Annotated in this window: 24 protein-coding genes; 12 read left to right on the top strand and 12 right to left on the bottom strand. The window is 47.0% G+C overall.

Going from position 1 to position 25,254, the window contains the following annotated elements:
* Positions 1-315: 315 nt before the first annotated feature.
* From fre to trxA, 6 genes are all read right to left on the bottom strand, one after another.
* Positions 316-1,023 carry an NAD(P)H-flavin reductase gene (gene fre / locus PL85_RS00290; RefSeq protein WP_088720732.1) on the bottom strand — a complete coding sequence of 236 codons (708 nt, stop codon included), beginning with the start codon at positions 1,021-1,023 and terminating at the stop codon, positions 316-318.
* A 14-nt stretch (positions 1,024-1,037) separates the two neighbouring features.
* The gene (locus PL85_RS00285; RefSeq protein ID WP_013855397.1) at positions 1,038-1,307 is read right to left on the bottom strand and encodes a 2Fe-2S iron-sulfur cluster-binding protein; all 270 of its coding nucleotides are present in this window, start codon (positions 1,305-1,307) and stop codon (positions 1,038-1,040) included.
* Positions 1,304-3,160 (bottom strand): 4-hydroxy-3-polyprenylbenzoate decarboxylase, encoded by a 1,857-nt coding sequence (gene ubiD, locus PL85_RS00280; protein WP_029189858.1) that lies wholly within the window; start codon positions 3,158-3,160, stop codon positions 1,304-1,306. Before ubiD ends, PL85_RS00285 begins: the two co-directional genes overlap by 4 nt.
* 77 nt (positions 3,161-3,237) lie before the next feature.
* Positions 3,238-4,233, bottom strand: a complete 996-nt coding sequence (locus tag PL85_RS00275) for a hypothetical protein (protein ID WP_094124150.1) — start codon at positions 4,231-4,233, stop codon at positions 3,238-3,240.
* 108 nt (positions 4,234-4,341) lie between these two features.
* Complete coding sequence (gene rho, locus PL85_RS00270; RefSeq protein ID WP_010319292.1) at positions 4,342-5,601, bottom strand: transcription termination factor Rho; 1,260 nt, start codon at positions 5,599-5,601, stop codon at positions 4,342-4,344.
* A 199-nt stretch (positions 5,602-5,800) separates the two neighbouring features.
* Positions 5,801-6,127: a thioredoxin TrxA gene (gene trxA / locus PL85_RS00265; protein ID WP_010319293.1), complete on the bottom strand. Its 327-nt coding sequence runs from the start codon at positions 6,125-6,127 to the stop codon at positions 5,801-5,803.
* A 111-nt stretch (positions 6,128-6,238) separates the two neighbouring features.
* On the opposite strand from trxA, the gene rhlB reads away from it, so the two are divergent.
* Positions 6,239-7,549 carry an ATP-dependent RNA helicase RhlB gene (rhlB, locus tag PL85_RS00260; protein WP_115339904.1) on the top strand — a complete coding sequence of 437 codons (1,311 nt, stop codon included), beginning with the start codon at positions 6,239-6,241 and terminating at the stop codon, positions 7,547-7,549.
* A gap of 7 nt (positions 7,550-7,556) precedes the next feature.
* Positions 7,557-9,050 (top strand): guanosine-5'-triphosphate,3'-diphosphate diphosphatase, encoded by a 1,494-nt coding sequence (gene gppA, locus PL85_RS00255; RefSeq protein ID WP_115339453.1) that lies wholly within the window; start codon positions 7,557-7,559, stop codon positions 9,048-9,050.
* Between the two features lie 105 nt (positions 9,051-9,155).
* Here the strand turns inward: gppA and PL85_RS00250 are convergent, their stop codons facing one another.
* Entirely contained in the window at positions 9,156-9,830 is a 675-nt protein-coding gene (locus PL85_RS00250) for a 7-cyano-7-deazaguanine/7-aminomethyl-7-deazaguanine transporter (RefSeq protein ID WP_026028324.1), read from the bottom strand.
* A 391-nt stretch (positions 9,831-10,221) separates the two neighbouring features.
* On the opposite strand from PL85_RS00250, the gene gmk reads away from it, so the two are divergent.
* The 5 genes from gmk (at position 10,222) to PL85_RS00225 (ending at position 17,279) form a co-directional block, all read left to right on the top strand.
* On the top strand, positions 10,222-10,845 hold the full coding sequence (gmk, locus tag PL85_RS00245; protein WP_017044367.1) for a guanylate kinase: 624 nt from the start codon (positions 10,222-10,224) through the stop codon (positions 10,843-10,845).
* Between the two features lie 103 nt (positions 10,846-10,948).
* On the top strand, positions 10,949-11,221 hold the full coding sequence (gene rpoZ / locus PL85_RS00240; RefSeq protein WP_013855406.1) for a DNA-directed RNA polymerase subunit omega: 273 nt from the start codon (positions 10,949-10,951) through the stop codon (positions 11,219-11,221).
* A 39-nt stretch (positions 11,222-11,260) separates the two neighbouring features.
* Positions 11,261-13,381 (top strand): bifunctional GTP diphosphokinase/guanosine-3',5'-bis pyrophosphate 3'-pyrophosphohydrolase, encoded by a 2,121-nt coding sequence (spoT, locus tag PL85_RS00235; RefSeq protein ID WP_017045712.1) that lies wholly within the window; start codon positions 11,261-11,263, stop codon positions 13,379-13,381.
* 206 nt (positions 13,382-13,587) lie between these two features.
* The gene (recG, locus tag PL85_RS00230; RefSeq protein WP_026028451.1) at positions 13,588-15,666 is read left to right on the top strand and encodes an ATP-dependent DNA helicase RecG; all 2,079 of its coding nucleotides are present in this window, start codon (positions 13,588-13,590) and stop codon (positions 15,664-15,666) included.
* Positions 15,667-15,884: 218 nt separating this feature from the next.
* The gene (locus tag PL85_RS00225; RefSeq protein ID WP_115339452.1) at positions 15,885-17,279 is read left to right on the top strand and encodes a uracil-xanthine permease family protein; all 1,395 of its coding nucleotides are present in this window, start codon (positions 15,885-15,887) and stop codon (positions 17,277-17,279) included.
* A gap of 103 nt (positions 17,280-17,382) precedes the next feature.
* Here the strand turns inward: PL85_RS00225 and envZ are convergent, their stop codons facing one another.
* From envZ to PL85_RS00210, 3 genes are all read right to left on the bottom strand, one after another.
* Positions 17,383-18,687: a two-component system sensor histidine kinase EnvZ gene (gene envZ / locus PL85_RS00220; RefSeq protein WP_115339451.1), complete on the bottom strand. Its 1,305-nt coding sequence runs from the start codon at positions 18,685-18,687 to the stop codon at positions 17,383-17,385.
* An 80-nt stretch (positions 18,688-18,767) separates the two neighbouring features.
* On the bottom strand, positions 18,768-19,487 hold the full coding sequence (gene ompR, locus PL85_RS00215; protein ID WP_010319303.1) for an osmolarity response regulator transcription factor OmpR: 720 nt from the start codon (positions 19,485-19,487) through the stop codon (positions 18,768-18,770).
* Positions 19,488-19,638: 151 nt separating this feature from the next.
* Entirely contained in the window at positions 19,639-20,625 is a 987-nt protein-coding gene (locus tag PL85_RS00210) for a DUF3187 family protein (RefSeq protein WP_115339450.1), read from the bottom strand.
* 282 nt (positions 20,626-20,907) lie between these two features.
* Between PL85_RS00210 and nfsB the strand changes: the two genes are divergently transcribed.
* Positions 20,908-21,561, top strand: a complete 654-nt coding sequence (nfsB, locus tag PL85_RS00205) for an oxygen-insensitive NAD(P)H nitroreductase (protein WP_088731492.1) — start codon at positions 20,908-20,910, stop codon at positions 21,559-21,561.
* Positions 21,562-21,564: 3 nt separating this feature from the next.
* Entirely contained in the window at positions 21,565-21,855 is a 291-nt protein-coding gene (locus tag PL85_RS00200) for a putative quinol monooxygenase (protein ID WP_013855414.1), read from the top strand.
* A 7-nt stretch (positions 21,856-21,862) separates the two neighbouring features.
* On the opposite strand, the gene PL85_RS00195 is transcribed toward PL85_RS00200, so the two are convergent.
* Positions 21,863-22,795 carry a LysR family transcriptional regulator gene (locus tag PL85_RS00195; RefSeq protein ID WP_115339449.1) on the bottom strand — a complete coding sequence of 311 codons (933 nt, stop codon included), beginning with the start codon at positions 22,793-22,795 and terminating at the stop codon, positions 21,863-21,865.
* Entirely contained in the window at positions 22,782-23,543 is a 762-nt protein-coding gene (locus PL85_RS00190) for a tRNA (adenine(22)-N(1))-methyltransferase (protein ID WP_174223814.1), read from the bottom strand. The genes PL85_RS00195 and PL85_RS00190 overlap by 14 nt, the downstream gene beginning before the upstream one ends.
* 181 nt (positions 23,544-23,724) lie before the next feature.
* On the opposite strand from PL85_RS00190, the gene PL85_RS00185 reads away from it, so the two are divergent.
* From PL85_RS00185 to PL85_RS00175, 3 genes are read left to right on the top strand one after another with little or no spacing between them, the layout of a single operon-like run.
* Positions 23,725-24,075 (top strand): GlpM family protein, encoded by a 351-nt coding sequence (locus tag PL85_RS00185; RefSeq protein ID WP_017048724.1) that lies wholly within the window; start codon positions 23,725-23,727, stop codon positions 24,073-24,075.
* Positions 24,062-24,181, top strand: a complete 120-nt coding sequence (locus PL85_RS19065; RefSeq protein ID WP_160117746.1) for an NUDIX domain-containing protein — start codon at positions 24,062-24,064, stop codon at positions 24,179-24,181. The genes PL85_RS00185 and PL85_RS19065 overlap by 14 nt, the downstream gene beginning before the upstream one ends.
* Before the next feature lie 11 nt (positions 24,182-24,192).
* Positions 24,193-25,215, top strand: coding sequence for an AbrB family transcriptional regulator (locus PL85_RS00175; RefSeq protein ID WP_115339447.1), 1,023 nt, complete (start codon positions 24,193-24,195; stop codon positions 25,213-25,215).
* The last annotated feature ends 39 nt before the right edge of the window (positions 25,216-25,254 follow it).

Genomic DNA, 25,254 nt, shown 5'->3' with positions numbered 1-25,254 from the left:
TAAAGAGCGTTCTTCTCTGGCTTGCCGAGGCTTCCTTTGAAGAGGCGGCCATTCTAGCGAGATAATGAAAAGTGTCAAACACTTTTTTACATTATTTCGTCTTACCGATTTGACCTACTGGTTGGCTGCTGGTTGGGCTTGAACCCTTACTGGCTGTGCCGTGTCAGTGAGGCGGCATTATAGGGAGAACGAAGATGAGTGCAAGCGGTTTTTAATAAAAAATAAGAAAAACATCTATTTTGTTTAAATAGCAGCCACAAAGCGTCAAAAGAGAGCATTTCGCTCTCTTTTGATAGGCTTTAATCTCTCTCGATCTTAAATAAAAGCGTAGGCATCAGCAAACATGTGATCGCTTTTTGCATTTTTGTATTGGGTAAACTGTTCTCTTGCTGCTCCAGCCATATCAAAACGACCTGCAATATAAATGTCGTACGCTTCTAACGACTCGAAATCATCATTGATCGCTTGGAGTACATTGCCAACTTTACCATTCCAACTTTCATCAGCCGTTTCAACAACAGGTACAAAGTGGATGTTCTCAAATTGCTGAGCAATCTCACTCAGTTCTGTTTTTGCATAGAGTTGGTAAACGTCTTTTGCTCCCCAGTACAAATAGATAGCGTTACTTTTCTTTTGGCTAATACAGTGATCTAAAATCGAGCGTACATAGCTAAAACCTGTTCCTCCAGCAATGAGTAGTAGAGGGCGCTCATTTTCTTTTACCCACGCATCACCATGAGGTGCATCTATATTGACTAAACCCTTGTTGCTTAATGCCGTTCTCATTTTCTCAACCACTTCCTGTGCATAAGCATTGTGCTCGGCGGCACCAATGTGCAACTCTAGTTCACCAGTACGGCAAGGGCTGCTTGCGATAGAAAATGGACGTTTATCTTTCTCACCCATTTCTACCATGAGATATTGCCCAGCTTTAAATGCAAGAACACTTTCAGGTTGGAGGATGATTTTATAAGTATTAGAGGCTAATGGCTCAATTGACTTTACTTTACATTGGGTGGTCATGTTTTTCCTCTGACTTACTCTGCAAAAGTAAGTACTAAGTTACTTGTTGCAAAGGCTTGGCAAGGGAATATCCAACCTTGTCGCTGCTCTTCGTCAGTCAACATAGGTTCTAAGTTATATTCCACTACACCTTCTAATTTTCTGCACATACACATAGCGCATGCACCTATTTGACAACGGTGTGGAAAAGAGATGTTCTTGTTGAGCGCAGCTTCCAACACCGTTGTACCGTCTTGCACTTCAAAAGTATCGCCTTTCGGCAGCAAGATCACTGTATAAGTCATAAAATACCTAGCTCATCCCAGAGCGAGTCTATTTTGGTGACGACCTCGTGATCTTTTTGGATTGGAGTCCCCCACTCTCGCTGAACTTCACCAGAGAGTTTGTTGGTTGCATCCAGCAGGAGCTTGGAACATTGCCCTTCATTAGCTTCTATACGATCAGTATCCCGAGACGGATCCATGCGCGTGGTTATCGCCCAAATCACATCATTCCAATCTCGGATATTCACATCATCATCACAGAGCACAACAAACTTCAGGTTTGAAAATGTCTCTAAAAATGCCCATATCTTTTTTAACAGCTCTTGAGATTGACCAGCGAACGCTTTGTTCATGGATACAATCAAGAAACCATCATTAGAAAATGGCACTAAATAGATATCAACAATCTCAGAATGCTGTGCTCTAAGCTGATCCAAATGCTCAGCTTTGATCTGAGGAGCCGTTGATGGTGATGACTGTTGTCTTGTACCGTCGCTCTCAACATCCCATTTAATGGTAGCATCTAAGCCCATTTTGGAGCCTAGCCCCACCACTGGAGAGGCAAAATCAAGTGAATCAATCGGTGTATGTTCGATGAATAAAGTGTCTCGGACTGGGTCCATATGTGTTGTCATTGCATTGATAACTGAATTCCAATCACGAGCATCGACTGATTCATCGCACACCACCACATATTTAGTGTACATAAACTGGCGAAGGAACGACCAAACTCCCATCATGACTCGCTTTGCATGACCAGGGTATTGCTTTTTCATCGTCACCACCGCCATTCGATAAGAACAACCTTCCGGCGGCAAATAGAAATCGACGATTTCAGGGAACTGTTTTTGGAGTATAGGTACAAACACTTCATTTAACGCAACACCAAGTACAGCTGGTTCATCAGGTGGGCGTCCGGTATAAGTGCTATGGTAGATAGGATTGCTGCGCATTGTGATATGCGTAACCGTAAAGACACGATGCTTTTCAACTTCATTATAGTAACCCGTGTGATCACCATAAGGCCCTTCGTCAGCATATTCGTTTGGATCTATGTAGCCTTCCAGCACAATTTCCGCACTAGCAGGCACATCTAGATCATTACTGAGCGATTTAACCACTTCTGTTTTACTGCCTCGTAGCAATCCCGCAAAAGCATATTCAGAAAGCGTATCTGGCACTGGTGTCACCGCGCCTAAAATGGTTGCAGGATCAGCACCAAAAGCCACTGAAACTGGGAAATTCTCTCCGGGGTGAGTGTCCATCCAATCTCTTAAATCTAGAGCACCACCACGATGCGCCAACCAACGCATAATGACTTTGTTTTTACTGAGTTTCTGTTGGCGATAAATCCCGAGATTTTGTCGCTTCTTGTTTGGCCCTTTAGTGATGGTCAGCCCCCAAGTCAGAAGAGGAGCAACATCATCGGCCCAACAACTCATCACTGGGATTTTGTCTAAGTCAACATCGTTGCCCTGCCAAACAATCTCCTGGCAAGGAGCCTTGCGTAGTCGTTTGGTTGGCATGTTGAGCACTTGCTTAAATAAAGGCAATTTATCGATAGCATCTTTGAAGCCCTGTGGTGGCTCAGGCTCTTTGAGATAAGCCAGTAATTTGCCGACTTCCCTTAACTCTTGGACCTCTTTACGCCCCATGCCGATCGCGACGCGTTTTGCGGTGCCAAACAAGTTAGTGAGCACGGGAACCGTATAACCGATCGGGTTTTCAAATAGCAAGGCAGGACCTGCGGCACGCAAAGTGCGGTCGCTAATTTCCGTCATTTCATAATGAGGGTCAATCGGGCAAGTAATGCGTTTTAGTTGGCCTGTTTTTTCCAGATGGTCAACAAATTCACGTAAATCCTTAAAGCTCATAGGCCTACTACATCGCTGATTAAACTGCAGGCAGTATAACAAAAACAACCCATTAACGATCCCCAAATTTCATAGGGTTATTGAGAGAGGGCTTGCAAAATACCACGACTTTTCACCTGAGAATTACTCACCAGTAAATCCTTTAGCCAGCGGCTGTGTCCTTGCTCGACCAAAGCAGTGGCCACTAAATTGACCTCTTCATTGATTGACATTTTGGCTATCAGAAAGTCGCGGATATCAGGACGCATGGGGCTGATGCGAACTAATGCCTTAATCGCTTGTACTTTTAAACTTGGATTTTCACTGGCGGCCATGATCTGTTTTATCGCAAATTCATCGCTTACGCTGGCTAATCGTGTGAGTTCCTGCTGAATGGAGAAATCGACCCGCATCAGCCACAGGAGTTTATAGATTTTAGGATCTTCACTAACTTGAGCTAATCGAACCATCACTTGTGTGGAAGGCAACCATCCGGTCACTGGCTCTGATGTCAGTTGCTCAGTGAGCGCAGCTAAAGCACTTGGGGATAGTGTATCTAACTCGCGGATCAGTAACGTTTCGCGAATTTTTACTTGATATTGAGTCCCTGACAACCATGTTTTCAGTACTAGCTCTTGGCGCTCCGCCTTCACCAAGAAATCGAGAATGGTTTGTTCTTGCCGCCAACGCTTTAATAAACGGCTGGCTATCGCAGAAGAGTCAAAAGCTGGAGTTGAGAATTCATAGCCTTGTTCTTTTTCAACAACTTGGTAAGTGGGTGCAAGCGCTTGCTGCTCTTCAATGAATATCACCATATTCGGCGTTAGGGCGAGATCCAACTGCTCGATTTTTTGCAGCAACAGAAAACGTGCGGCTTCTTGCGGTAATAGCGCTAAACGTTGTAATGAAAAACGCAAAGAATCAAATTCATCATGTACCGCGTACTGCAATAGCTCTGCACTTTTATGGCGAATTTGTTCTTCCTGAAGCCATTTTTGAGCTGTATCAGACGTTATTTCTATAGAGGCAGCACTTGGCCACGCACAAAATAAAAATAGCGAGAGGAGAAGCGACGACAACATTCCTTGTTGCATTTTAACCTCCTTGTAACATTTGGCCTATTGTGGAAGGTTAATGGGTCAAATGCAAACAAAAACGCCACCGATAAACGGTGGCGTTGGTCATACTAAACTTAGCGTCTATTATTGACGGCGCATCGCATCAAAAAACTCATCATTAGTTTTCGTCATCGCGAGCTTATCAATTAAGAATTCCATTGCGTCACTTTCACTCATTGGGTGAACGATCTTACGCAGAATCCACATTTTTTGTAACTCATCAGGTTTAGTAAGCAACTCTTCACGACGAGTACCGCTGCGGTTGAAGTCGATAGCAGGGAAGACACGTTTTTCCGCAATTTTACGGTTAAGGTGCAATTCCATGTTACCTGTACCTTTAAACTCTTCGTAGATAACTTCATCCATTTTAGAGCCAGTATCAACCAGTGCCGTCGCAATAATCGTTAAACTACCGCCTTCTTCTACATTACGAGCCGCACCAAAAAAGCGCTTAGGGCGTTGCAATGCGTTGGCATCCACACCACCAGTCAATACTTTGCCAGATGACGGGATCACTGTGTTGTAAGCACGTGCTAAACGTGTGATGGAATCAAGCAGGATAACGACATCTTTCTTATGCTCAACCAAACGTTTTGCTTTTTCGATCACCATTTCTGCCACTTGTACGTGACGTGAAGCTGGCTCATCGAACGTAGAAGCAACCACTTCGCCTTTCACAAGGCGTTGCATTTCCGTTACTTCTTCAGGACGTTCGTCAATCAGTAGCACCATCAACACACAATCAGGATGGTTGTTAGCAATACTTTGCGCGATATTTTGTAGCAACATGGTTTTACCCGCTTTTGGCGGAGCAACAATCAAACCACGCTGGCCTTTACCAATCGGAGAGGCAAGGTCTAGAACTCGTGCCGTAATGTCTTCTGTCGAGCCATTACCACGCTCCATGATCATACGTTCATTGGCATGCAGTGGAGTTAAGTTCTCAAATAAAATCTTGTTACGTGCATTATCCGGTTTGTCGTGGTTAACGGTGTTAACTTTTAACAATGCGAAATAACGTTCGCCTTCTTTTGGTGGGCGAATTTTGCCGGATACTGAGTCACCGGTGCGTAAGTTGAAACGGCGAATTTGGCTTGGTGATACGTAGATATCATCAGGGCCAGCTAAATATGAACAGTCGGCGCTACGTAAGAAACCAAAACCGTCTTGAAGAATTTCCAAGACCCCATCACCAAATATATCTTCACCACTTTTTGCGTGCGCTTTTAGGATGGAGAAGATGATGTCTTGTTTTCTTAGACGCGCCAGGTTTTCGAGGCCTAGGCTCTCACCAAGTTTCACAAGATCAGACACAGGTCTGTTCTTCAATTCTGTTAGATTCATTGTGGTGGATACTTGTTTAGTCAAAATAGGATCTATTTTCTAGTTAAGATGGATTTTGGTCTCAGGATCGACCAAGAAGTGAACACTTGTCTAATTAACGTGCGATAAACTAGCACTAAATAATAGCCTAGTCTAGAGTTTGTTTCTTTTCAAAAAAACAAAGCCGTGCATCAGAAAATGTACGGCTTTGCGATACCTGTTATAGGTTTGCGTCCAAAAACTCTTTCAATTGAGTTTTTGATAACGCACCAACTTTCGTTGCAGCGACGTTGCCATTTTTGAACAGCAGCAAGGTTGGGATGCCACGAATACCAAACTTAGGTGGAGTACCTGCGTTGTGGTCGATATTTAATTTACCGATAGTCAGTTTGCCTTCGTACTCGCTAGCGATTTCATCCAAAATTGGTGCAATCATCTTACAAGGACCACACCATTCTGCCCAAAAATCAACAAGAACAGGGCCTGCAGCTTTGATTACATCGTTCTCAAAACCATCATCTGTAAGCTGCAAAATCTTATCGCTCATCTTCCACTCCAATATGTTTTTCTGCACTGATTATAAGCTAACCAGTAAATAGATGCTCTATTGGAATGTATTTACTTTCGTATTGCAAGCTTAAGCTGATATTCTATGGCGATGAAAAAGACACATATCACAGAGCAAAAGTTCGCCGATTTGGGATTACATCCTCAAGTTGTTGAAGGATTGGAAAAAAAAGGGTTCGATTACTGTACCCCGATCCAAGCCTTGGCGTTGCCGGTACTGCTCACCGGCCAAGACATTGCAGGCCAGGCCCAAACAGGGACTGGTAAAACGCTTGCGTTTCTCGCTGCTACTTTTAACCACTTACTAACAACCCCTGAACATGAAGGGCGAAAACCGACGCAGCCGCGTGCCATTATTATGGCCCCGACTCGTGAGTTAGCGATTCAAATTTATAACGACGCCGAACCTCTGATTGCCAACACTGGCATCAAAGCCGCGCTGGCTTACGGTGGTGAAAGCTACGATAAGCAGTTGTCTAAGCTGCAAGATGGTGTCGACATATTGATCGGTACAACAGGACGTATCATCGATTTCTACAAACAACACGTGTTTAACTTGAATAATATTCAAGCAGTTGTGCTAGATGAAGCTGATCGCATGTTTGACCTTGGTTTTATCAAGGACATTCGTTTTCTGTTTCGCCGTATGCCAGAACCTAAAGAGCGCCTGAACATGCTGTTTTCAGCCACGCTTTCTTATCGCGTTCAAGAGTTGGCGTTCGAGCACATGCATAACCCTGAGCACGTGGTTGTTGAACCAGAACAAAAAACTGGCCATCGCATCCAAGAAGAGCTGTTCTACCCGTCTAACGAACATAAGATGGCGCTATTACAGACACTGATAGAACAAGACTGGCCAGATCGCGCCATCATTTTTGCCAACACAAAACACCGCTGCGACTCTATTTGGGGTCATTTAGCTGCAGATGGGCACCGTGTCGGCTTGCTAACGGGCGACGTACCACAGAAGAAACGTGAAAAGATCCTTGAGCAATTCACTACCGGTGATGTAGACATTCTTGTTGCAACCGACGTGGCAGCGCGAGGCTTACACATTCCTCAAGTCACACACGTATTCAACTACGACTTACCTGATGACTGTGAAGACTACGTGCACCGCATTGGTCGTACAGGTCGCGCAGGAGAGAGTGGTCACTCGATTAGTTTTGCCTGTGAAGAGTACGCCATTAACCTAACCGCGATTGAAGAGTATACCGGGCACGCGGTTCCTGTTTCTGATTACGATGCATCGGCGTTGATTGAAGACTTACCACCGCCAATTCGTCTGCGTTCTCGTAATCCTCAGCAGCGCCGTACTAATAACAATGGCCCTCGTACTGGCAACCGTAAGCCACAAAATCGTCGCCCACGTCAACCGCATCAAAGTAATAAGGGTTCGTAATCCATTTATGAGTAAAGCCGTCTCCTCGCCGCTCTACGCTGCCATCGACCTTGGGTCGAACAGTTTTCATATGCTCATCGTGCGTCATATTGATGGCAGTGTACAAACGATGGCCAAAATAAAGCGCAAAGTACGCTTGGCCGCCGGGTTAGATGATAACAACGCTCTTAGCCAAGAAGCGATGCAGCGAGGATGGGACTGCCTCAGTTTATTTGCGGAACGACTACAAGATATACCCGCCAGCAATATCCGTATTGTTGGCACTGCCACACTGCGTACAGCCACCAACGTTGAGCTGTTTTTAACTCAAGCCAACCAAATACTCCGCCACCCCATTCAGGTTATTTCCGGTGAAGAAGAGGCGGCAACTATCTATAAAGGAGTGGCTCACACTTCGGGTGGCTTAGGACGACGCTTGGTTGTCGATATTGGTGGGGCCAGTACTGAACTCATCATTGGTGAAGGGTTCGATGCCAAAGCGTTAACCAGTTTAAAAATGGGCTGCGTCACTTGGCTTGAGCGCCATTTTAAAGACAGACAGCTTAACGCGGCTAACTTTAATCGAGCGATCGATGCGGCAAAACAGACGTTAGCGCCTATCCTTGAGCAGTACACACAGTTAGGTTGGGATGTGTGCGTGGGTGCCAGTGGCACAGTACAAGCGTTGCAAGAAATTATGTTAGCGCAAGGGATGGATGAGGTGATCACTCATACCAAACTAAAACGCTTGCAAAAACAAGCGATGCTCGCCGATCACTTGGAAGAGCTTGATATTGAAGGCTTAACTTTAGAGCGAGCGTTAGTTTTCCCAAGTGGCCTATCGATTTTAATTGCCATCTTTGAACTGCTCGAGATTGAATCGATGACTTTAGCTGGCGGCGCATTGCGTGAAGGCTTAGTGTATGAAATGGTCGAAGAGCTGCGCCAAGATGACATTCGAACGCGTACCATCAATAGCGTTCAGGTGCGATATCAAATTGATGTTGACTACGCCAAGCAAGTGGCTCAACTTGCCCAATCGCTGCTCAAACAGTGTGGGGGGGAAGATTGGATTGCGGAACCGCAAGCTGAAATGCTGCTCACTACCGCTGCACAATTGCATGAAATAGGGTTAGCGATTGATTTAAAAAAAGGCGGTGAACACAGCGCCTACCTGTTACAAAACCTCGACTTACCCGGCTATACCCGTGCACAGAAACACTTTCTAGGCGAAATTGCTCGTCGTTATCGCGAGCAGCTCTCTTCATTGCCAGAGCAGTACGCTCTGTCGGGCAACAGCGCCAAACGGGTGTTACGTTTACTGCGCCTTGCCGTATTGCTCAGCCATCGTCGTAACGAGGCACTACAGCCTAAATTTACACTGCAAGCTCAAGGTGACCAACTGACTCTTCGGTTATCCGCCAAATGGTTAGCGGCCAATCCTCTCACCACCGCCGAGCTGGATATTGAAGCAAACCGTCAAAGCGACATTGGTTGGCCACTCATTATCGACCCATCATAGTTATAAGATGCAGACACATAAAAAAGCCCGAGCAGCACTTGCTCGGGCTTTGATTTTCTATCTTCTTAGTATAATAGCTTGCTACTCCACTACTGAACATTTCAACTACTGAGCATTGATCCCAACGGTTCGAAAATCAGGGTTGACCGCTGTCAGCTTCCGGATCAAGTAATTGAGCAGCACACCGTACATCGGCACAAACAGGCCTAAACTGATCACCAGTTTAAAACCATAATCGACCAAGGCAATTTCGGTCCAATGTTCAGCCATGAATGGATCGGGGCTTTGATAGAAAGCAATCGCAAAAAAAGCGACCGTGTCTAATGCATTACCAAATAACGTAGAACATGTTGGCGCAACCCACCACTGCTTCATCTGGCGCAGACGATTAAACACATGCACATCCATAATTTGCCCTAGCAAATACGCCATAAAACTGGCAATCGCAATACGAGCAACAAACAGATTAAACTCATGAAGCTGAGCAAGCCCTTGGAATTGACCTTCAAAAAATAGCACCGAGAGTGCATAAGAAACAATCAAAGCCGGTAACATCACTAAGAAAATGATTTTACGAGCCAACGCTGCACCAAAAATGCGTACAGTGAGATCCGTTGCCAGAAAAATGAATGGGAAAGTAAATGCGCCCCAAGTGGTATGTAAACCGAATACAGTAAAGGGAAGCTGAACCAGATAATTGCTTGATGCAATAATGATCAAATGAAATAGCACTAAAAGTGCCAAAGCTTTGCGCTGCTGCGCAAGGGTAAAGTAACTCATTGTGTACCTTTTTAGTTTGTTTTGGGGGCGAGGGAACCCAAATCGAAGAATTAGTCTTGCATTAATTTATAGGCTTACCACGCGATCATATCCAAATCACGAGCTCAGCGGCGGGCGATTATACAGCAATCCCTCTCCTCGACAAGCCTTGAAATAAGAGCAAACGTTTACCCATTGAAGAAAATATCACCGTTTTAAAATTTCCCTTTCACAGCTAAAGGCCGACCTTTTTGTTGTAGACATCCATGGGAACGTGCTACTCTTCGCCTCCATTTTTTCTGGCCTTATTTTCATTTTCTAGGATGAAACTCTCTGGGTCAGTGCTATCTTTTAACATGCTGATAGACGCAAATATCAGTATTCAATCCTAACCTAACGTGGAACAGAACAGATGGGCAAAGGTACTCTTTATATCGTCTCTGCACCCAGTGGTGCAGGCAAATCAAGCTTGATCTCTGCGATGTTGGAAACCAACCCAACCTATGCGATGAAAGTCTCTGTTTCACATACCACACGCGGCATGCGCCCGGGCGAACAAGATGGTGTTCACTACCATTTTGTGCAAAAAGAGCTGTTTGAAGAGTTGATTACTAAAGGTGAATTTCTCGAACATGCTGAAGTATTTGGCAACTACTACGGCACCTCTAAGGTATGGATTGAAAATAACCTCAACAAAGGCATTGACGTTTTTCTTGATATTGACTGGCAAGGCGCGCGTCAAATACGCGACAAAATGCCGGATGCAAAAAGTGTGTTTATCCTTCCTCCTTCAAAAGAAGAATTGGAACGCCGCTTGAATGCTCGTGGTCAAGACAGTGAAGCCGTCATTGCTAAACGTATGAATGAAGCTCAAGCTGAAATCTCGCATTACACCGAATACGACTATGTCATCATAAATGATGATTTCGATGTGGCATTAATGGATTTCAGAGCTATTTTACGTGCTGAACGATTGAAGCAAGACAAGCAAGCTGCTAAATATAACAGCATGCTCAACGCGCTACTGGCGGAATAATCACCCGCTCAAACAAGGCAAAGTCTATCGCTAGTATAAACAAAGATTAGACTGTATACTTTCTCGTCATTTAAAAATTTTTAGTTAACTATTTGGAGTTCTCATGGCACGCGTAACTGTTCAAGACGCTGTTGAAAAAGTGGGCAATCGTTTCGACCTAGTTCTGATTGCGGCTCGCCGCGCTCGTCAAATGCAAACTGGCGGTAAAGATTCATTGGTGCCAGAAGAGAACGATAAGCCAACCGTTATCGCTCTGCGCGAAATCGAAGAAGGTCTTATCACGAAAGATGTGCTTGATGCTCGTGAGCGCCAAGAGCAGAAAGAGCAAGAAGCCGCAGAATTGGCCGCCGTAAGCAGCATCGCTCACAACCGTTAATTCTGCCATTCAAATTCAACAACCTTCCGGGCCTATAATTTGTATCTATTTGATAGCCTTAAAGACGTTGTCCAAGAATACCTAACAGAGCCTCAAATTGAGGCTCTGCGTCAATCTTATGTGGTCGCACGTGAAGCCCATGAAGGGCAAACCCGTTCTAGCGGCGAACCTTACATTATTCACCCTGTTGCGGTTTCTCGAATTTTGGCTGATATGCGCCTTGATTTGGAAACGCTACAAGCAGCGTTATTACATGATGTCATCGAAGATTGCGATGTCACTAAAGACGATCTTGAAGCGCAATTTGGTCACGCCGTGGCGGAATTGGTAGACGGGGTTTCTAAACTCGACAAGTTGAAATTTCGTGATCGTAAAGAAGCCCAAGCCGAGAACTTTCGTAAGATGGTGCTGGCAATGGTGCAAGACATTCGCGTTATTCTCATCAAACTTGCTGATCGCACACACAATATGCGTACCCTTGGCGCATTGCGCCCGGATAAAAAGCGTCGTATTGCCCGTGAAACGTTAGAGATTTACGCGCCTCTTGCCCACCGCTTAGGGATTCATAACATCAAGACTGAGCTAGAAGAGCTTGGCTTTGAAGCATTGTACCCAAATCGTTATCGCGTATTGAAAGAAGTGGTAAGATCCGCTCGCGGTAACCGCAAAGAGATGATCCAACGCATCCACAGTGAAATTGAAGGCCGCTTGCAAGATTTCGGTTTGAAAGCACGCGTGGTCGGCCGTGAAAAGAACCTGTTCTCCATCTATAACAAGATGAAAACCAAAGAGCAGCGCTTTCATACCATTATGGACATCTACGCTTTTCGAGTCGTGGTCGACACTGCAGATACCTGTTATCGTGCATTAGGCCAAGTTCATAGCTTGTACAAACCTCGCCCGGGGCGAATGAAAGATTACATCGCCGTGCCCAAAGCGAACGGCTACCAATCTTTGCATACCTCGATGGTCGGCCCACACGGCGTCCCAGTTGAAGTGCAGATCCGCACTGAAGACATGGAACAGATGGCCGACAAAGGTGTTGCTGCTCATTGGTCTTACAAAGGTAATGGCGAACGCACTGGCACCACCGCGCAAATTAAAGCACAGCGCTGGATGCAAAGCCTACTTGAGCTACAACAAAGCGCTGGCAACTCGTTTGAGTTTATTGAGAACGTTAAGTCGGATCTTTTCCCTGATGAAATCTACGTCTTCACCCCCAAAGGCCGCATCGTTGAGCTGCCTGTCGGGGCAACTGCGGTTGATTTTGCCTACGCGGTACACACCGATGTCGGTAATACCTGTGTTGGAGCTCGTGTTGATCGAAACCCTTATCCGTTAAGTAAATCACTGAAAAACGGCCAAACGATTGAAATCATCAGCGCACCTGGGGCTCGCCCTAATGCCGCTTGGCTCAACTATGTGGTCACGTCTCGCGCTCGTACTAAGATACGTCAAGTGCTTAAAACCATGCGCCGTGAGGAATCGATCACACTTGGTAGACGTTTGCTCAATCACGCGCTGGGTGATCTTTCACTCAGTGACATCAGTGACGAGAACATTAAGCATGTGATTGGTGAGCTTAAAATGGCCACGGTCGATGATCTGCTGGCCGCGATTGGTTTAGGCGAACTGATGAGTATTGTCATTGCGCGTCGTCTGCTTGGCGATGCTGATGAGCTGACCGAAGTGGAAAGCAATGATGGCAAACCGAAAAAGAAACTGCCGATCCGCGGCGCTGAAGGTATTTTGCTCACGTTTGCTAACTGCTGCCACCCCATCCCAGACGATCACATCATTGCACATGTATCTCCGGGCCGTGGTTTAGTGGTGCACCGTGAAACCTGCCCTAATGTTCGTGGCTACCAAAAAGAGCCGGATCGTTACATGGCGGTTGAGTGGTCTAAAGATTACGACCAAGAGTTCATCACCGAACTGAAAGTGGACATGCAAAACCACCAAGGTGCGTTAGCGGAACTGACCAATGTAATCTCGAAAACAGGTTCCAACATTCATGGCCTCTCCACCGAGGAGCGTGATGGACGTTTGTATACTGTTACTGTGCTGCTGACCACCAAAGATCGCATTCACTTAGCAAACATCATGAAAAAAATTCGTGTGATGCCTCATGCACTGAAAGTGCGACGCCGGAAAAATTAAACTATCCAAATAAATAAAACCCCTTGCGGCTAACCACTCATGGGGTTTTTTATTTTCCGATACCCTACCTCATCTTGCATTTTAGGCGTCACTATTCAAATTAGCCGATGGCCTGCCGCTTATCGACCATTACATGATTTTATGCTGTACAAAAAAACAGTTCGATGGTTGAATAATACATAACGATACTGTTAATGAGCCCTGTTATGTCACAGCTACTGTCCGCGATTCCTCTCACCTCACTCTCTGGCGTGGGCGCTAAAGTGGCTGAAAAACTGGAAAAGGTTGGCTTAATCAGTGTGCAAGATCTGCTGTTCCATCTCCCTTTACGTTATGAGGACCGCACACGGATCTACCCTATCGCTAAATTGCATCCCGGGCTTTGGGCCGCCGTGCAAGGTAAAGTCATGGCGGTGGATACGGTTTTTGGCAAACGCAAAATGCTCACAGTAAAAATAAGCGATGGTAACGGCACCATTACGCTGCGTTTTTTTAACTTTACGGCTGGGATGAAAAACAATTTTGCTGAAGGTAAGTTAGTGCACGCTTACGGTGAAATTAAGCGTGGTGGATTCGGCCTTGAAATTGTTCATCCTGATTATAAATTTTATGCTCCTCAGCAACAGCCAGATGTCGAAGCTAACTTAACACCCGTTTACCCAACAACCGATGGCCTGCGCCAACTCACGCTACGCACACTCACTGATCAAGCATTAAGTTTACTCGACAAAGCCGCCGTACAAGAACTGCTACCTGCTGGGTTATATGATCACCAAATTACGCTCTCTGAAGCGCTGCACATCATTCACCGGCCGCCACCGGGCATTAACCTGCAACTGTTTGATGAGGGGAAACACCCGGCGCAGGTTCGCTTAATTATGGAAGAGCTGTTGGCGCAAAACCTCTCCATGCTGGCTGTACGCCATCAAGGCCAGCAAGATATCGCATTGCCACTGGCTGGGTCTGGCACACTCAAACAACAACTGCTTGCACAACTGCCTTTCTCTCCCACTAAAGCGCAAACACGTGTTGTGACAGAGATCGAAGCCGATCTGGCACAAGCTCACCCCATGATGCGTTTAGTACAAGGTGATGTGGGCTCAGGGAAAACCTTGGTCGCGGCATTAGCCGCCGCACGAGCTATCGAACATGGCTATCAAGTAGCATTAATGGCACCGACGGAATTGCTGGCCGAGCAGCACGCGATTAACTTTGCCAACTGGTTTGAAGCAATGGGCATCCAAGTCGGCTGGCTGGCGGGTAAATTAAAAGGCAAAGCGAAAGAAACAGAACTGGCTCGCATTGCCAGCGGTGAGGCAAAAATGATAGTGGGTACTCACGCTCTTTTTCAAGAACAAGTTGAATTTCATCACCTTGCGCTCGTCATCATTGATGAACAACACCGCTTTGGCGTCCACCAGCGTTTAGAACTGCGTGAGAAAGGAGCGAAGCAAGGCGCGTATCCGCACCAGTTAATCATGACCGCAACGCCGATCCCACGAACTTTAGCGATGACTGCTTACGCTGATTTAGAAACCTCCGTTATTGATGAACTGCCACCGGGACGAACGCCCATTCAAACTGTCGCAATCCCAGATACAAAGCGTGATGATATCGTCGAGCGCGTACGTCATGCCTGTTTGAGTGAAGGAAAACAGGCTTATTGGGTCTGTACTTTGATTGATGAGTCTGAGGTGCTAGAAGCGCAAGCCGCCGCCGACACAGCGCAAGAACTACAACGCACTCTGCCCGATGTCAAAATCGGTTTGGTGCATGGCCGAATGAAGCCGAGCGAAAAACAAGCGGTGATGCAAGCCTTTAAAAACAATGAACTGCACTTGCTGGTTGCCACAACGGTGATTGAGGTTGGCGTTGACGTGCCGAATGCGAGCTTGATGATCATCGAAAACCCTGAGCGTTTGGGCTTAGCACAGTTGCACCAATTACGCGGCCGCGTAGGGCGAGGCTCTGTCGCCAGTCATTGCGTATTGCTTTACCATGCACCACTATCGAAAACCGCGCAAAAACGCTTGGGTGTACTGCGTGAGAGCAATGACGGTTTTGTGATTGCCCAACGAGACTTAGAAATTCGCGGTCCGGGTGAGCTGCTTGGTACCAAACAGACCGGCCTCGCGGATTTCAAAATTGCGGATTTAGTCCGTGACCAACGTTTAATTCCTGAAGTACAGCGCATTGCTCGCTACTTACACGACCATTATCCAAGCCACGCGACCGCCATTATCGATCGCTGGTTAGGAGAGAAGGACATCTACGCCAAAGCATAAGATTGTTCGTTCTGTATTCCCCTCTCCCTTACACAGCAAAGCAAACGTTTGCTTTCTTGCGTAAACCCTCTATAATTTCGCCAATTTTTTTAGTGAACTACTCACTTATCCAGTCCGAGCAGATTCTGATTAACAGCAATCACAGATGACGTGTCTGCTCCACTTAGTGCTCCCACTCAGCGAACGCTAAGACAACAACGCACCATTAGGAAAACAGTATGACTATCCACAACGCTTCGCGTAAGTCTGATTTGGTTTATCAACTCAACGATAGGCCACCGCTACCCCAAACCATTTTCGCCGCTTTACAACATTTGCTAGCCATGTTTGTTGCGGTTATCACCCCTTCGCTCATTATTTGCCAAACACTTGGTGTTTCTGCCGAACAGACTAACACCATCATCAGCATGTCGCTGTTTGCATCTGGCTTATCCTCCTTTATCCAGATCCGCACCATTGGCCCGATTGGCTCCGGTTTACTTTCTATCCAAGGCACTAGTTTTAACTTTCTTGGGCCAATTATTGGCGCAGGCTTGTCATTAAAAGCAGGTGGTGCAGATATAAGCACTATGATGGCGGCGATCTTTGGCACCATTTTAGTCGCTTCTTTTGCTGAAATCCTATTATCACGAGTGCTGCAATACGCGCGCCGCGTGATCACGCCGCTGGTGTCGGGCATTGTGGTCACCCTGATAGGCTTAACACTGGTACAAGTTGGTTTAGTTTCTATGGGTGGCGGCTATGCTGCGCTCAGCGATGGCACTTTTGGCAGCTTAGACAAACTGGCATTGGCGGGAACCGTGCTTGGACTTATCGTGCTGCTCAACCGCTCAAGTAACCCATACATTCGCGTAGCATCGATTGTGATTGCGATGTTCATCGGTTACATCATGGCCTACTTGATGGGGATGGTGAACACTGATTCACTGAGTGAAACTGCCCTGATTGCCCTACCAATACCGATGCAGTTTGGTTTAGGTTTTGATTGGTCACTCTTTATTCCTCTGGTACTGATTTTCTTGATCACCGCATTGGAAGCGATTGGTGATATCACCGCCACTTCTGAAGTGTCGGGCGAGCCCGTCAAAGGGCCGATTTACATGAAGCGCATTAAAGGTGGTGTGCTGGCTGATGGTTTGAACTCAGCGCTGGCGGCGGTCTTTAACAGTTTTCCCAACTCGACCTTTAGCCAAAACAATGGCGTAATTATGCTCACCGGGGTTGCCAGCCGTTATGTGGGTTACTTTATTTCCGCCATGCTGGTGTTGCTCGGCCTGTTCCCGGGCGTGGCAAGCTTTGTACAATTGATTCCTGAACCGGTACTTGGCGGTGCAACCATCGTCATGTTCGGCACCATTGCAGCCGCGGGTGTGCGTATTATTTCCCGTGTGGATCTCGACCGCCGCGCGATTTTAATCATGGCGCTGTCGTTTTCGATGGGGTTAGGCATTGCGCAAAAGCCAGAGATTCTGCAATTTATGCCCGAGTTCATTAAGAGCATTTTTTCATCCGGCGTAGCGGCTGGCGGTATCACCGCCATTTTGCTCAACTTGCTACTGCCAGAAAAATTGCCACGCGAAGAAGAAGAACTCGAAGAGCTCAAAACCAACTGATTGCATGGATGGGCCCAAAAACTTCGGTCAGCAGCCGAAAAGACATAAACCGCAAACACAATGGGCTCAACTGAGCCCATTGTGTTATTTAGTGAATAAGCCCCTATTTGGTCGGGAAGCTCAGTTGCGCTTTGAGTCCACCTTCACTGCGGTTACTCACCACAACGCTGCCATGATGCTGGCTAACAATCCGTTTCACTATCGCCAAACCAAGTCCTGTGCCTTCACTGCCGCGCGCGGTATCACCACGCGTAAAAGGTTCAAACACTTTACTCACTTGGCTAGGATCAATACCCGGGCCATTATCCTCCACACAAACCCAAGCCATTTTGTTATCTGCGGTACTGCCCGTGCTCACCTTAACCCAACCATTACCATAACGAATGGCGTTCACCACTAAGTTGCTCACCGCGCGTTTAATGGCAATCGCATTGCCAAAGGCTGGCTGCATTGGTAAATGCAGCGCGACATCGATTTTGATCTCGTAGCCCCCTTCGGCAGTCGCGACATCATTGGCGATCTCATTGAGATCAACGGCGGTAAAGGTCTGTTTATTGACGGGTTTAAGGTAGTCCATAAACTGACTGATGATCTCGTTACACTCTTCCGTATCACTGATGATCCCTTCGGCTAGATAACTCTCTTCTGGAGACATCATTTCCGTAGCTAAGCGAATACGAGTCAGCGGTGTACGTAAGTCGTGGCTGATCCCCGCCATCAATAATGAGCGATCCTCTTCAAGCGCTTGGATCCCTTTCGACATTTGATTAAACGCCAACGTCACCGCGCGAATTTCAGAAGCGCCTTTGAGCGGCAATGGCGGCGGGTTCTCACCTCGGCCAACGGCTTTGGCGGCTTTTTCTAAGGCAATTAAGGGACGATTTTGCAGACGAATAAACAGCCACCCCCCCAATACGATCAGCAACGCCATCACCAAACTATTGTGAAATAGCGGCGCAAAATCCTCTTTTTGCAGCTCAGAGAGAGGAATGCGGATTAATGAACCCGGGAAAGACTCCACTTTCATCCATAAAATATAACTCTCTTTACCCAAAATCATCCGCACATCAGTCGGCGAGCCGAGCTCATTGCTCATCTCCTCGCTCATCAAATCAATGCTGATGGCGTCGTGATACTCTTGAGCCATCTCACTCTCTTCACCATGAATGGTGACACCCAACTGCTCTAACACTCGGCGACGCTGTAAAGCATCTATCCCCAGAGCTGACGTATTATTCGCCGCATCATCCAGCATTAGGTTGATCTCATGGCCCAAAATCTTATTGAACTGCTGCAAACTGGGCATCAAAGCATAGTTAAATACGGCGTAATAAGAATACACTTGGCTGGCGATCAGCAATGAAAAGAAGAGCAAAATCGATTGAGTAAAGGAACTGCGAATGCGCATAGGAAAACCTGCGATGAACGTACTATCAAAAAGGCGATAAAAAAGCTCCTGTCGGTTAACCGACAGGAGCTGATTGAAATTTAAGACTCTTTACCATCTGGAACGAAGACGTAACCTAAGCCCCACACCGTTTGTATGTAGCGTGGTTTGCTTGGATCCACTTCAAGCATGCGACGTAAACGCGAGATTTGCACATCAATCGAGCGCTCCATTGCGGAGTATTCACGCCCTCTTGCCATATTCATCAACTTATCGCGCGACATTGGCTCACGCGCATTGGTGACTAAGGTCTTCAATACGGCAAATTCACCGGAAGTGAGCGGCATCGGCTCATCGCCACGGAACATTTCTCGGGTACCTAAATTCAGGCGAAACTCACCAAACTCAACCACCGATTCTTCAGCACTTGGCGCGCCGGGGGCTTCAATCACTTGGCGGCGTAGCACGGCTTTGATTCGCGCCAGTAGTTCACGCGGGTTAAACGGTTTGGGCAGGTAATCATCCGCACCCACCTCCAAGCCAACAATACGATCCACTTCGTCGCCTTTAGCGGTCAGCATTAAAATCGGCAACATGTTATTGGCGTTACGCAAGCGGCGGCAAATAGACAAACCATCTTCACCCGGCAACATCAAATCAAGCACCATTAAGTGGAAGTTTTCACGAGTGAGCAGGCGATCCATCTGTTCGCTATTGGCGACACTACGCACCAGAAAACCTTGCTCTGACAAGTAACGCTCAAGCAATGCACGTAAACGCGCATCATCATCCACCACTAAAATTTTATAGTTTTCTTGCATCTGAGATCCCACCTAATTCTGAGCTTCAGCCAATATCAAACCGAGCGAGTAAAATGTAACACCGTTGCGGCTAAAATCATGCAAAGAATTGTTAACGTTTATGTCTTTTGTCGCGCTTCGTTGTTAGACATTAAGCGGATGACATCGTTTGTCAGTTCGGCTCTTTATCAAAGCGGCCAAAACGATAGCGATAGCCTAAACCAAAGGCAATATCGGTGCTGTTGTTGGCATTAAACATATTTTCGACCACAGTAACTTCAATCGCTGAATGGCTCATTTGATAACGATACCCCAAAATAAACTCGGTCGATGGTTTAGAAAAGTCATCCTCCCCCGTTGAAAGGCCTTGATAGAATGAGACCTGCCCAATCAGATAATGGCGTTCTAACCACTGATATCGATAACTGGTACCCATCGACCAAGTACTCGAATGATACTGTGTTTGGCCTGGTACATTGGTCGGGTTGCGAAAGGTGATAGCCAACAGCGTATCAAGTGCATGCTTACCTCTTCGGTAGCCATAATTAAGCTGCACCGCTTGTTCAAACTCGGATAGGTTGAATATTCCATGGTGTGGATCGTTGTAATAGAGTGAAACTCCCAATGACAAACCGTGATGAGACTTATCCACCAGCTGGTACTGTAAATAACTGGTCAACGCACGGCTCAATGTCTCGCCTCGGAACGCTTCCTGATCAATGCCGTACTCTGGCATTTGAATGATGAAGCGATCGTTATCGACATCCTCACGCCCATTTTGATCAATGCCAAACCAGTCATGAAAAGCAAGTGTTAAGCCATCTAAATGATTATTGGCAGCAAAGTTCCAACGATAATTAAACTCAACCTGCCACTTCGAAGTGAGCTGCCATTTACCGCCCATTGCAAGCTGATTCTGGTAATAATCCAAACTATAGTGGGGAGTGATCGCCCAAATGCTGGCGATAGTCGCGCTGGTGTAGAGCTCCACTTCTTCCTCTTGCATCGAAAAGCCGGAGCGAAGTTGTGCAAAAAGGCTATTGGTATGCAGTGGCGATTGCACATAGCTTTGCGCAGGCCCGTAGTCAATGTCCGCCCACGCCGAGGGGATGGAAAGAGAAAAGAGAATAAACCAACAAACGCACTTACACTCCGTCATGCATACTCTCCGGCCAAAGTAACCTTTTGAATATATTAGACAATCATTAACGCTTAGTGAGTGACCATATCCCTTAATGATGATCTACCGTACACATTAAGTGTATGCGCTAATTCAGAAATATCATGAGATAGTGCTAACTTTTTCCGCAAGCTAGGGCGTTTTCAAATTCGGATTATCAAATTTTTTTTGAAAATGAATTAAGCAAGAGGCGGTTTCTTGTTTGGACTCAGTCCGTTATCTTAGCGCCATCTCGAATGTTATCTTCCCTAGGAGGGAAAAATGAATATTGTTCAAGCATCGCAAGCGCGCTATTCCACCAAAGCGTTTGACACCAACCGTAAACTGACTGAACAGCAAGTCGCTGATATTAAAGAACTGGTACGCATGAGCGCCTCTAGCGTCAATTCGCAGCCTTGGCATTTTATTTTGGCGGCTAGCGAGGAAGGCAAAACGCGTATCGCCAAAGCGGCGCAAGGTCAATTTTCCTTTAACGAACGCAAAATTTTGGATGCGTCTCACGTGATGGTGTTTTGCGCCAAAACCGATATTGATGATAACTACTTATTGACGCTGCTGGAAAACGAAGAGAAAGATGGCCGCTTTGCCAATGAAGAAGCCAAAACAGGCATGCACGGCGGACGCAGCTATTTTGTTAACTTGCATCGAGAAACGCTCAATGACGCCGAACACTGGATGCAAAAACAAGTTTATTTAAATGTTGGAACACTGCTGCTCGGAGCGGCTGCGATGGGCATTGATGCTGTCCCCATTGAAGGATTTGATGCCGAGGTGCTCAACCAAGAGTTTGGCCTGACTGAAAAAGGGTTCACCAGCTTAGTGATTGTACCGCTCGGTTACCACAGCGAAGAAGATTTTAACGCCAAGCTGCCGAAATCTCGCTGGCCAGAGCAAACCGTCTTTACTGAGTTATAAGTCATGATCCACTTATTAGCCGAAATCAAAGCCCTTCCCGACTCAATAGAGCGAGTGCAAGCTATGCTTGAAGCGCTGCTTGAACCAAGCCGCAACGAAACAGGCTGCTGCCAATATGAGCTCTATCGTGATAACTCGATTGACGGGTTATTCTTGATGCAGGAGATTTGGTGCTCAGAGGAGAGCTTGCAACAACACCAGCAGAGTGCGCATTTTCAGCACTTTCAACAACAGCTTAGCGAGCAAGAGGCATTGGAATACCTACAAATCCGCCCGCTAACGTTTGTTGGCTAATGCGGGATTAACCCTCACGCTGTTTGATGGCTGTCAGTACCGCTTGTCGTTGCTGGCAGCCTTTTCCACGAATAAATTCCTGAAAAGCGCGAATGGTTGGGGTGATCAAACGTCGGTCTGCGCACACGATATAAATTGGCACTGGCCCACTTTCCCATTGCGGTAAAATGCGTACTAAGCGCCCATCAATAATATCCTGACTGATATCCATTAATGACTTATTGGCAATGCCTTTGCCTTTAACAGCCAATCGATGTACCACGTCACCATCGTTGCATGCGGGGTTTCCTTGCACTACCACACTCTGCGTTTCGCCCTCTCGGCTCAAAACCCACTTATTATGCAGCGTGTCGGCCAGCATATAACAAAGACAATTGTGATGTTGCAGATCGTCAGGATGGAGGATAGGTGGATGCGTTGCCAAATATTCTGGCGAGGCGCACAACACGCGCTCGTTTGATTCACACAGCGGCATCGCAACCAAATTGGAATCAGCAGGATGGCCATAACGAATCGCAATATCCATCGGGTGAGCATACATATCCGCTAAGCGATCAGAGAGATCCAGTTTAACGATGACGTTCGGGTGCAAGGCAATAAATTCATCGATCCAATCCAGCAGTAAATTGCGCCCCAAATCCGAAGGGGCACTGAGGTGCAGCTTCCCCGCTAGTTGACCGCGCGCGCATGCTATCTGATCTAGCCCTTCTTGCAACGTGGCAAGGGCTGTCTGAGTTTTGGCGAGGAAAATCTCCCCCTCTTGGGTTAAGCGCATATGACGTGTCGAGCGGACAAAGAGCGGAAACTGCACCTGCTCTTCTAAGCGGCGAATGGCGGCACTGACCGCGGCCGTGGTCAGCGATACGCTGTTGGCCGCCTTAGAAAAACTGCCTTGGCGTGCGGTTTCGACAAACAAGTTCAGATCATTAAGTGCTTTCATATTCTCCGCCTATTGGGCTATTTCCATCGCTAAAATTTCCATGACAAGTGATATTAATCGGCTGATAGGCTTGCCAACACTTTTGCGCGCTAACATCACCGCCTTGCGCTTTACGCTGATAATGCTGTTGCAATTGCGTCAGATAACGCTGGGCAATCATTTTTTGCTCATCATTGTCCACTTGCCAAATCGATTCGCCAACCAAACTAAGGGGTGGTAATTTTGGTTCTTTGCCTCGTACTGCAGGCGGATGAATCTGCACGTTCAGCAGCTCGTAGATACGCCGATTCTCTTCCACCAGTTGTTCCTGTTGTAATCTCGTACCCAGTGTCATCAACTGTTCACGTAAGGTGTAGCCGTGATGCACAGGACAAAGCAGAAAATCGAACGAGCGATGCGGATAACGCTCAACCAGCGCGGCAATAAATTCACTCATTAAATCACCGCCAACCCCAGCGATGATCAGTAGATGCGAGCCAGAATGGCTATCAAGCGGTAAATCGCGCACATCAAGGCAATGTGTACGCCAGCGCGGTAACGCCGCCGTTGCAGGGAAATAGCGCGTTAAATCAAGCGTCACCTTTTCAATCAACGCTGGCACAATATCTACAAAATGCACCACACTATTTGGACAGCGCTTCAGTAACGCCGCGCCAAGCAAACCGTGATCGCAGCAGCAATCCCAAATATGATCGTAGTGGCGGTTGATCTGCTGTACTAACTGCGTGAGCCGTTTTCCTAATTTCATCTTTGCCCAACCAAGCCGCATGATACAACACGCCGCCGAATAAAAAGAGTGGCGGCCATTTTACTTGGATTTGAAGAAATGTTGCATAGAAAATAACAAACCCATCAATGAACATTTCTAGTTAACCTGTCAGTGATTTATAGTGAGCAACACTTAATCTATTCTGACAAAAGGAAATGTCATGGCAGCTCTGTTTTTCAAGTGCCTGCTTGGTGCGCTTGCCGTGTTGATCATCGCCCTGCTCTCCAAAAGCAAAAGCTTTTTTATTGCTGGTCTTGTACCGCTGTTTCCTACCTTCGCTCTGATTGCGCATTACATTGTAGGCACCGAACGCACGATGGAAGACCTGCGCACCACCGCGTTGTTTGGCCTTTACTCGCTTATCCCGTATGCGGCATATCTGTTGGCAGTATACTACTTCAGTTATTGGCTACCTCTCACCAGCACACTGGTATGTGCCACTTTGGTGTGGTTGGCATTCGCTGCATTATTGTTAGTAAGCTGGACACGTTTAAACCCTGCGATGGCCTAAATCATCATCCCCCGACGGTCATATCGATACGGGAGAAAGCCAAACGCAAGCACTACAACGTGAAGTGCTAGAGGAGCGATGGCATTTACGCTGCACAATTTATTAAGGAAAGGCATAATGTTCGAAAGAGCTTCTTTTACTCTGTTTATTCACATTGCGGCGAGTGTGGGAAGCCTGCTCGCCATTCCGCTTTCTGAAATGTTTATTGCCGCAGCTTTAGTCATTGTGCTGCATAAAAAACGCCTCTTATCCATTCGCGTTCCTAACGGGTTATTGTTGACGGTGCAAATTGTGCTCGGCATCAGCGTTGGGGCGACCATCAGTTTAAGTCAACTGGGCGAAACCTTAACCCTACCGGTGATTATCGGTTTGGTTTGCTGCTTAAGCTTGCAGATCGCCAGCAGCTTTCTTTGGCTCCGCAAAAGAGAAGGTTGGTCACCGTTTGAATCTCTACTCGGTGCGGTACCGGGCGCGATGGCAGCGATTTTGGTGATCAGCGAATCAAGCCAGACTCCTTCAACCAAAGTGGTTTATTCGCACTCGGTGCGCTTGATGATCCTCACTCTACTGGCCCTTTTCATCTCCAATAGTACGCCCGACGTTGCCCCCGTTGAGAGCAGTTTGACGATTTACGCGTGGTTGATTTTCTTTGCGCTTGCGCTGCTTAGTCTACTGCTGGGCAAAGGCTCGACCTTGCTCGGCATTCCCGCGCCCTATATGTTGGCGGCACTGCTGGTCACGGCCAGTTTCAATAGTTTTTCGACAGGCATTGCGCTACAACTTCCAACATGGATGGTGGTATTCGCCACCGCACTGCTGGGTATTTTGATTGGCGCACGCCTTGCCGATACCACATTGCGCGAAGCCATGGCTTATTCGCGCGCAGGTGTCATGGTTACACTGATTGGTCTGCTGGTCGCCGTCGCCGTGTCTGGCTTGTTTGCGTTACTGCTGGATAAATCTTGGGTGGTATTACTTCTAGCTTGGGTCCCCGGCAGTGTAGAAGCGATGACCGCCGTCGCCCTACTGCTGGGCATGGAACCCGCGTTTGTGATGATCAACCACGCCCTACGGCTACTGCTGCTCTACTCGCTACCCGCCGTGTTGAAAAAGCCGTTAGAGGCGTTGCGAAGCAAGTGAGGTGAGAAAAATGAGCGACCGAGGAATATTTTGGATAAC

Origin of the sequence: Vibrio anguillarum (assembly GCF_001989995.2) — a bacterium.
GTDB classification, from domain to species: domain Bacteria; phylum Pseudomonadota; class Gammaproteobacteria; order Enterobacterales; family Vibrionaceae; genus Vibrio; species Vibrio anguillarum.
The sequence above is the reverse complement of the archived record's forward strand: the minus strand, read 5'-3'. Positions and strand labels throughout refer to the sequence as shown.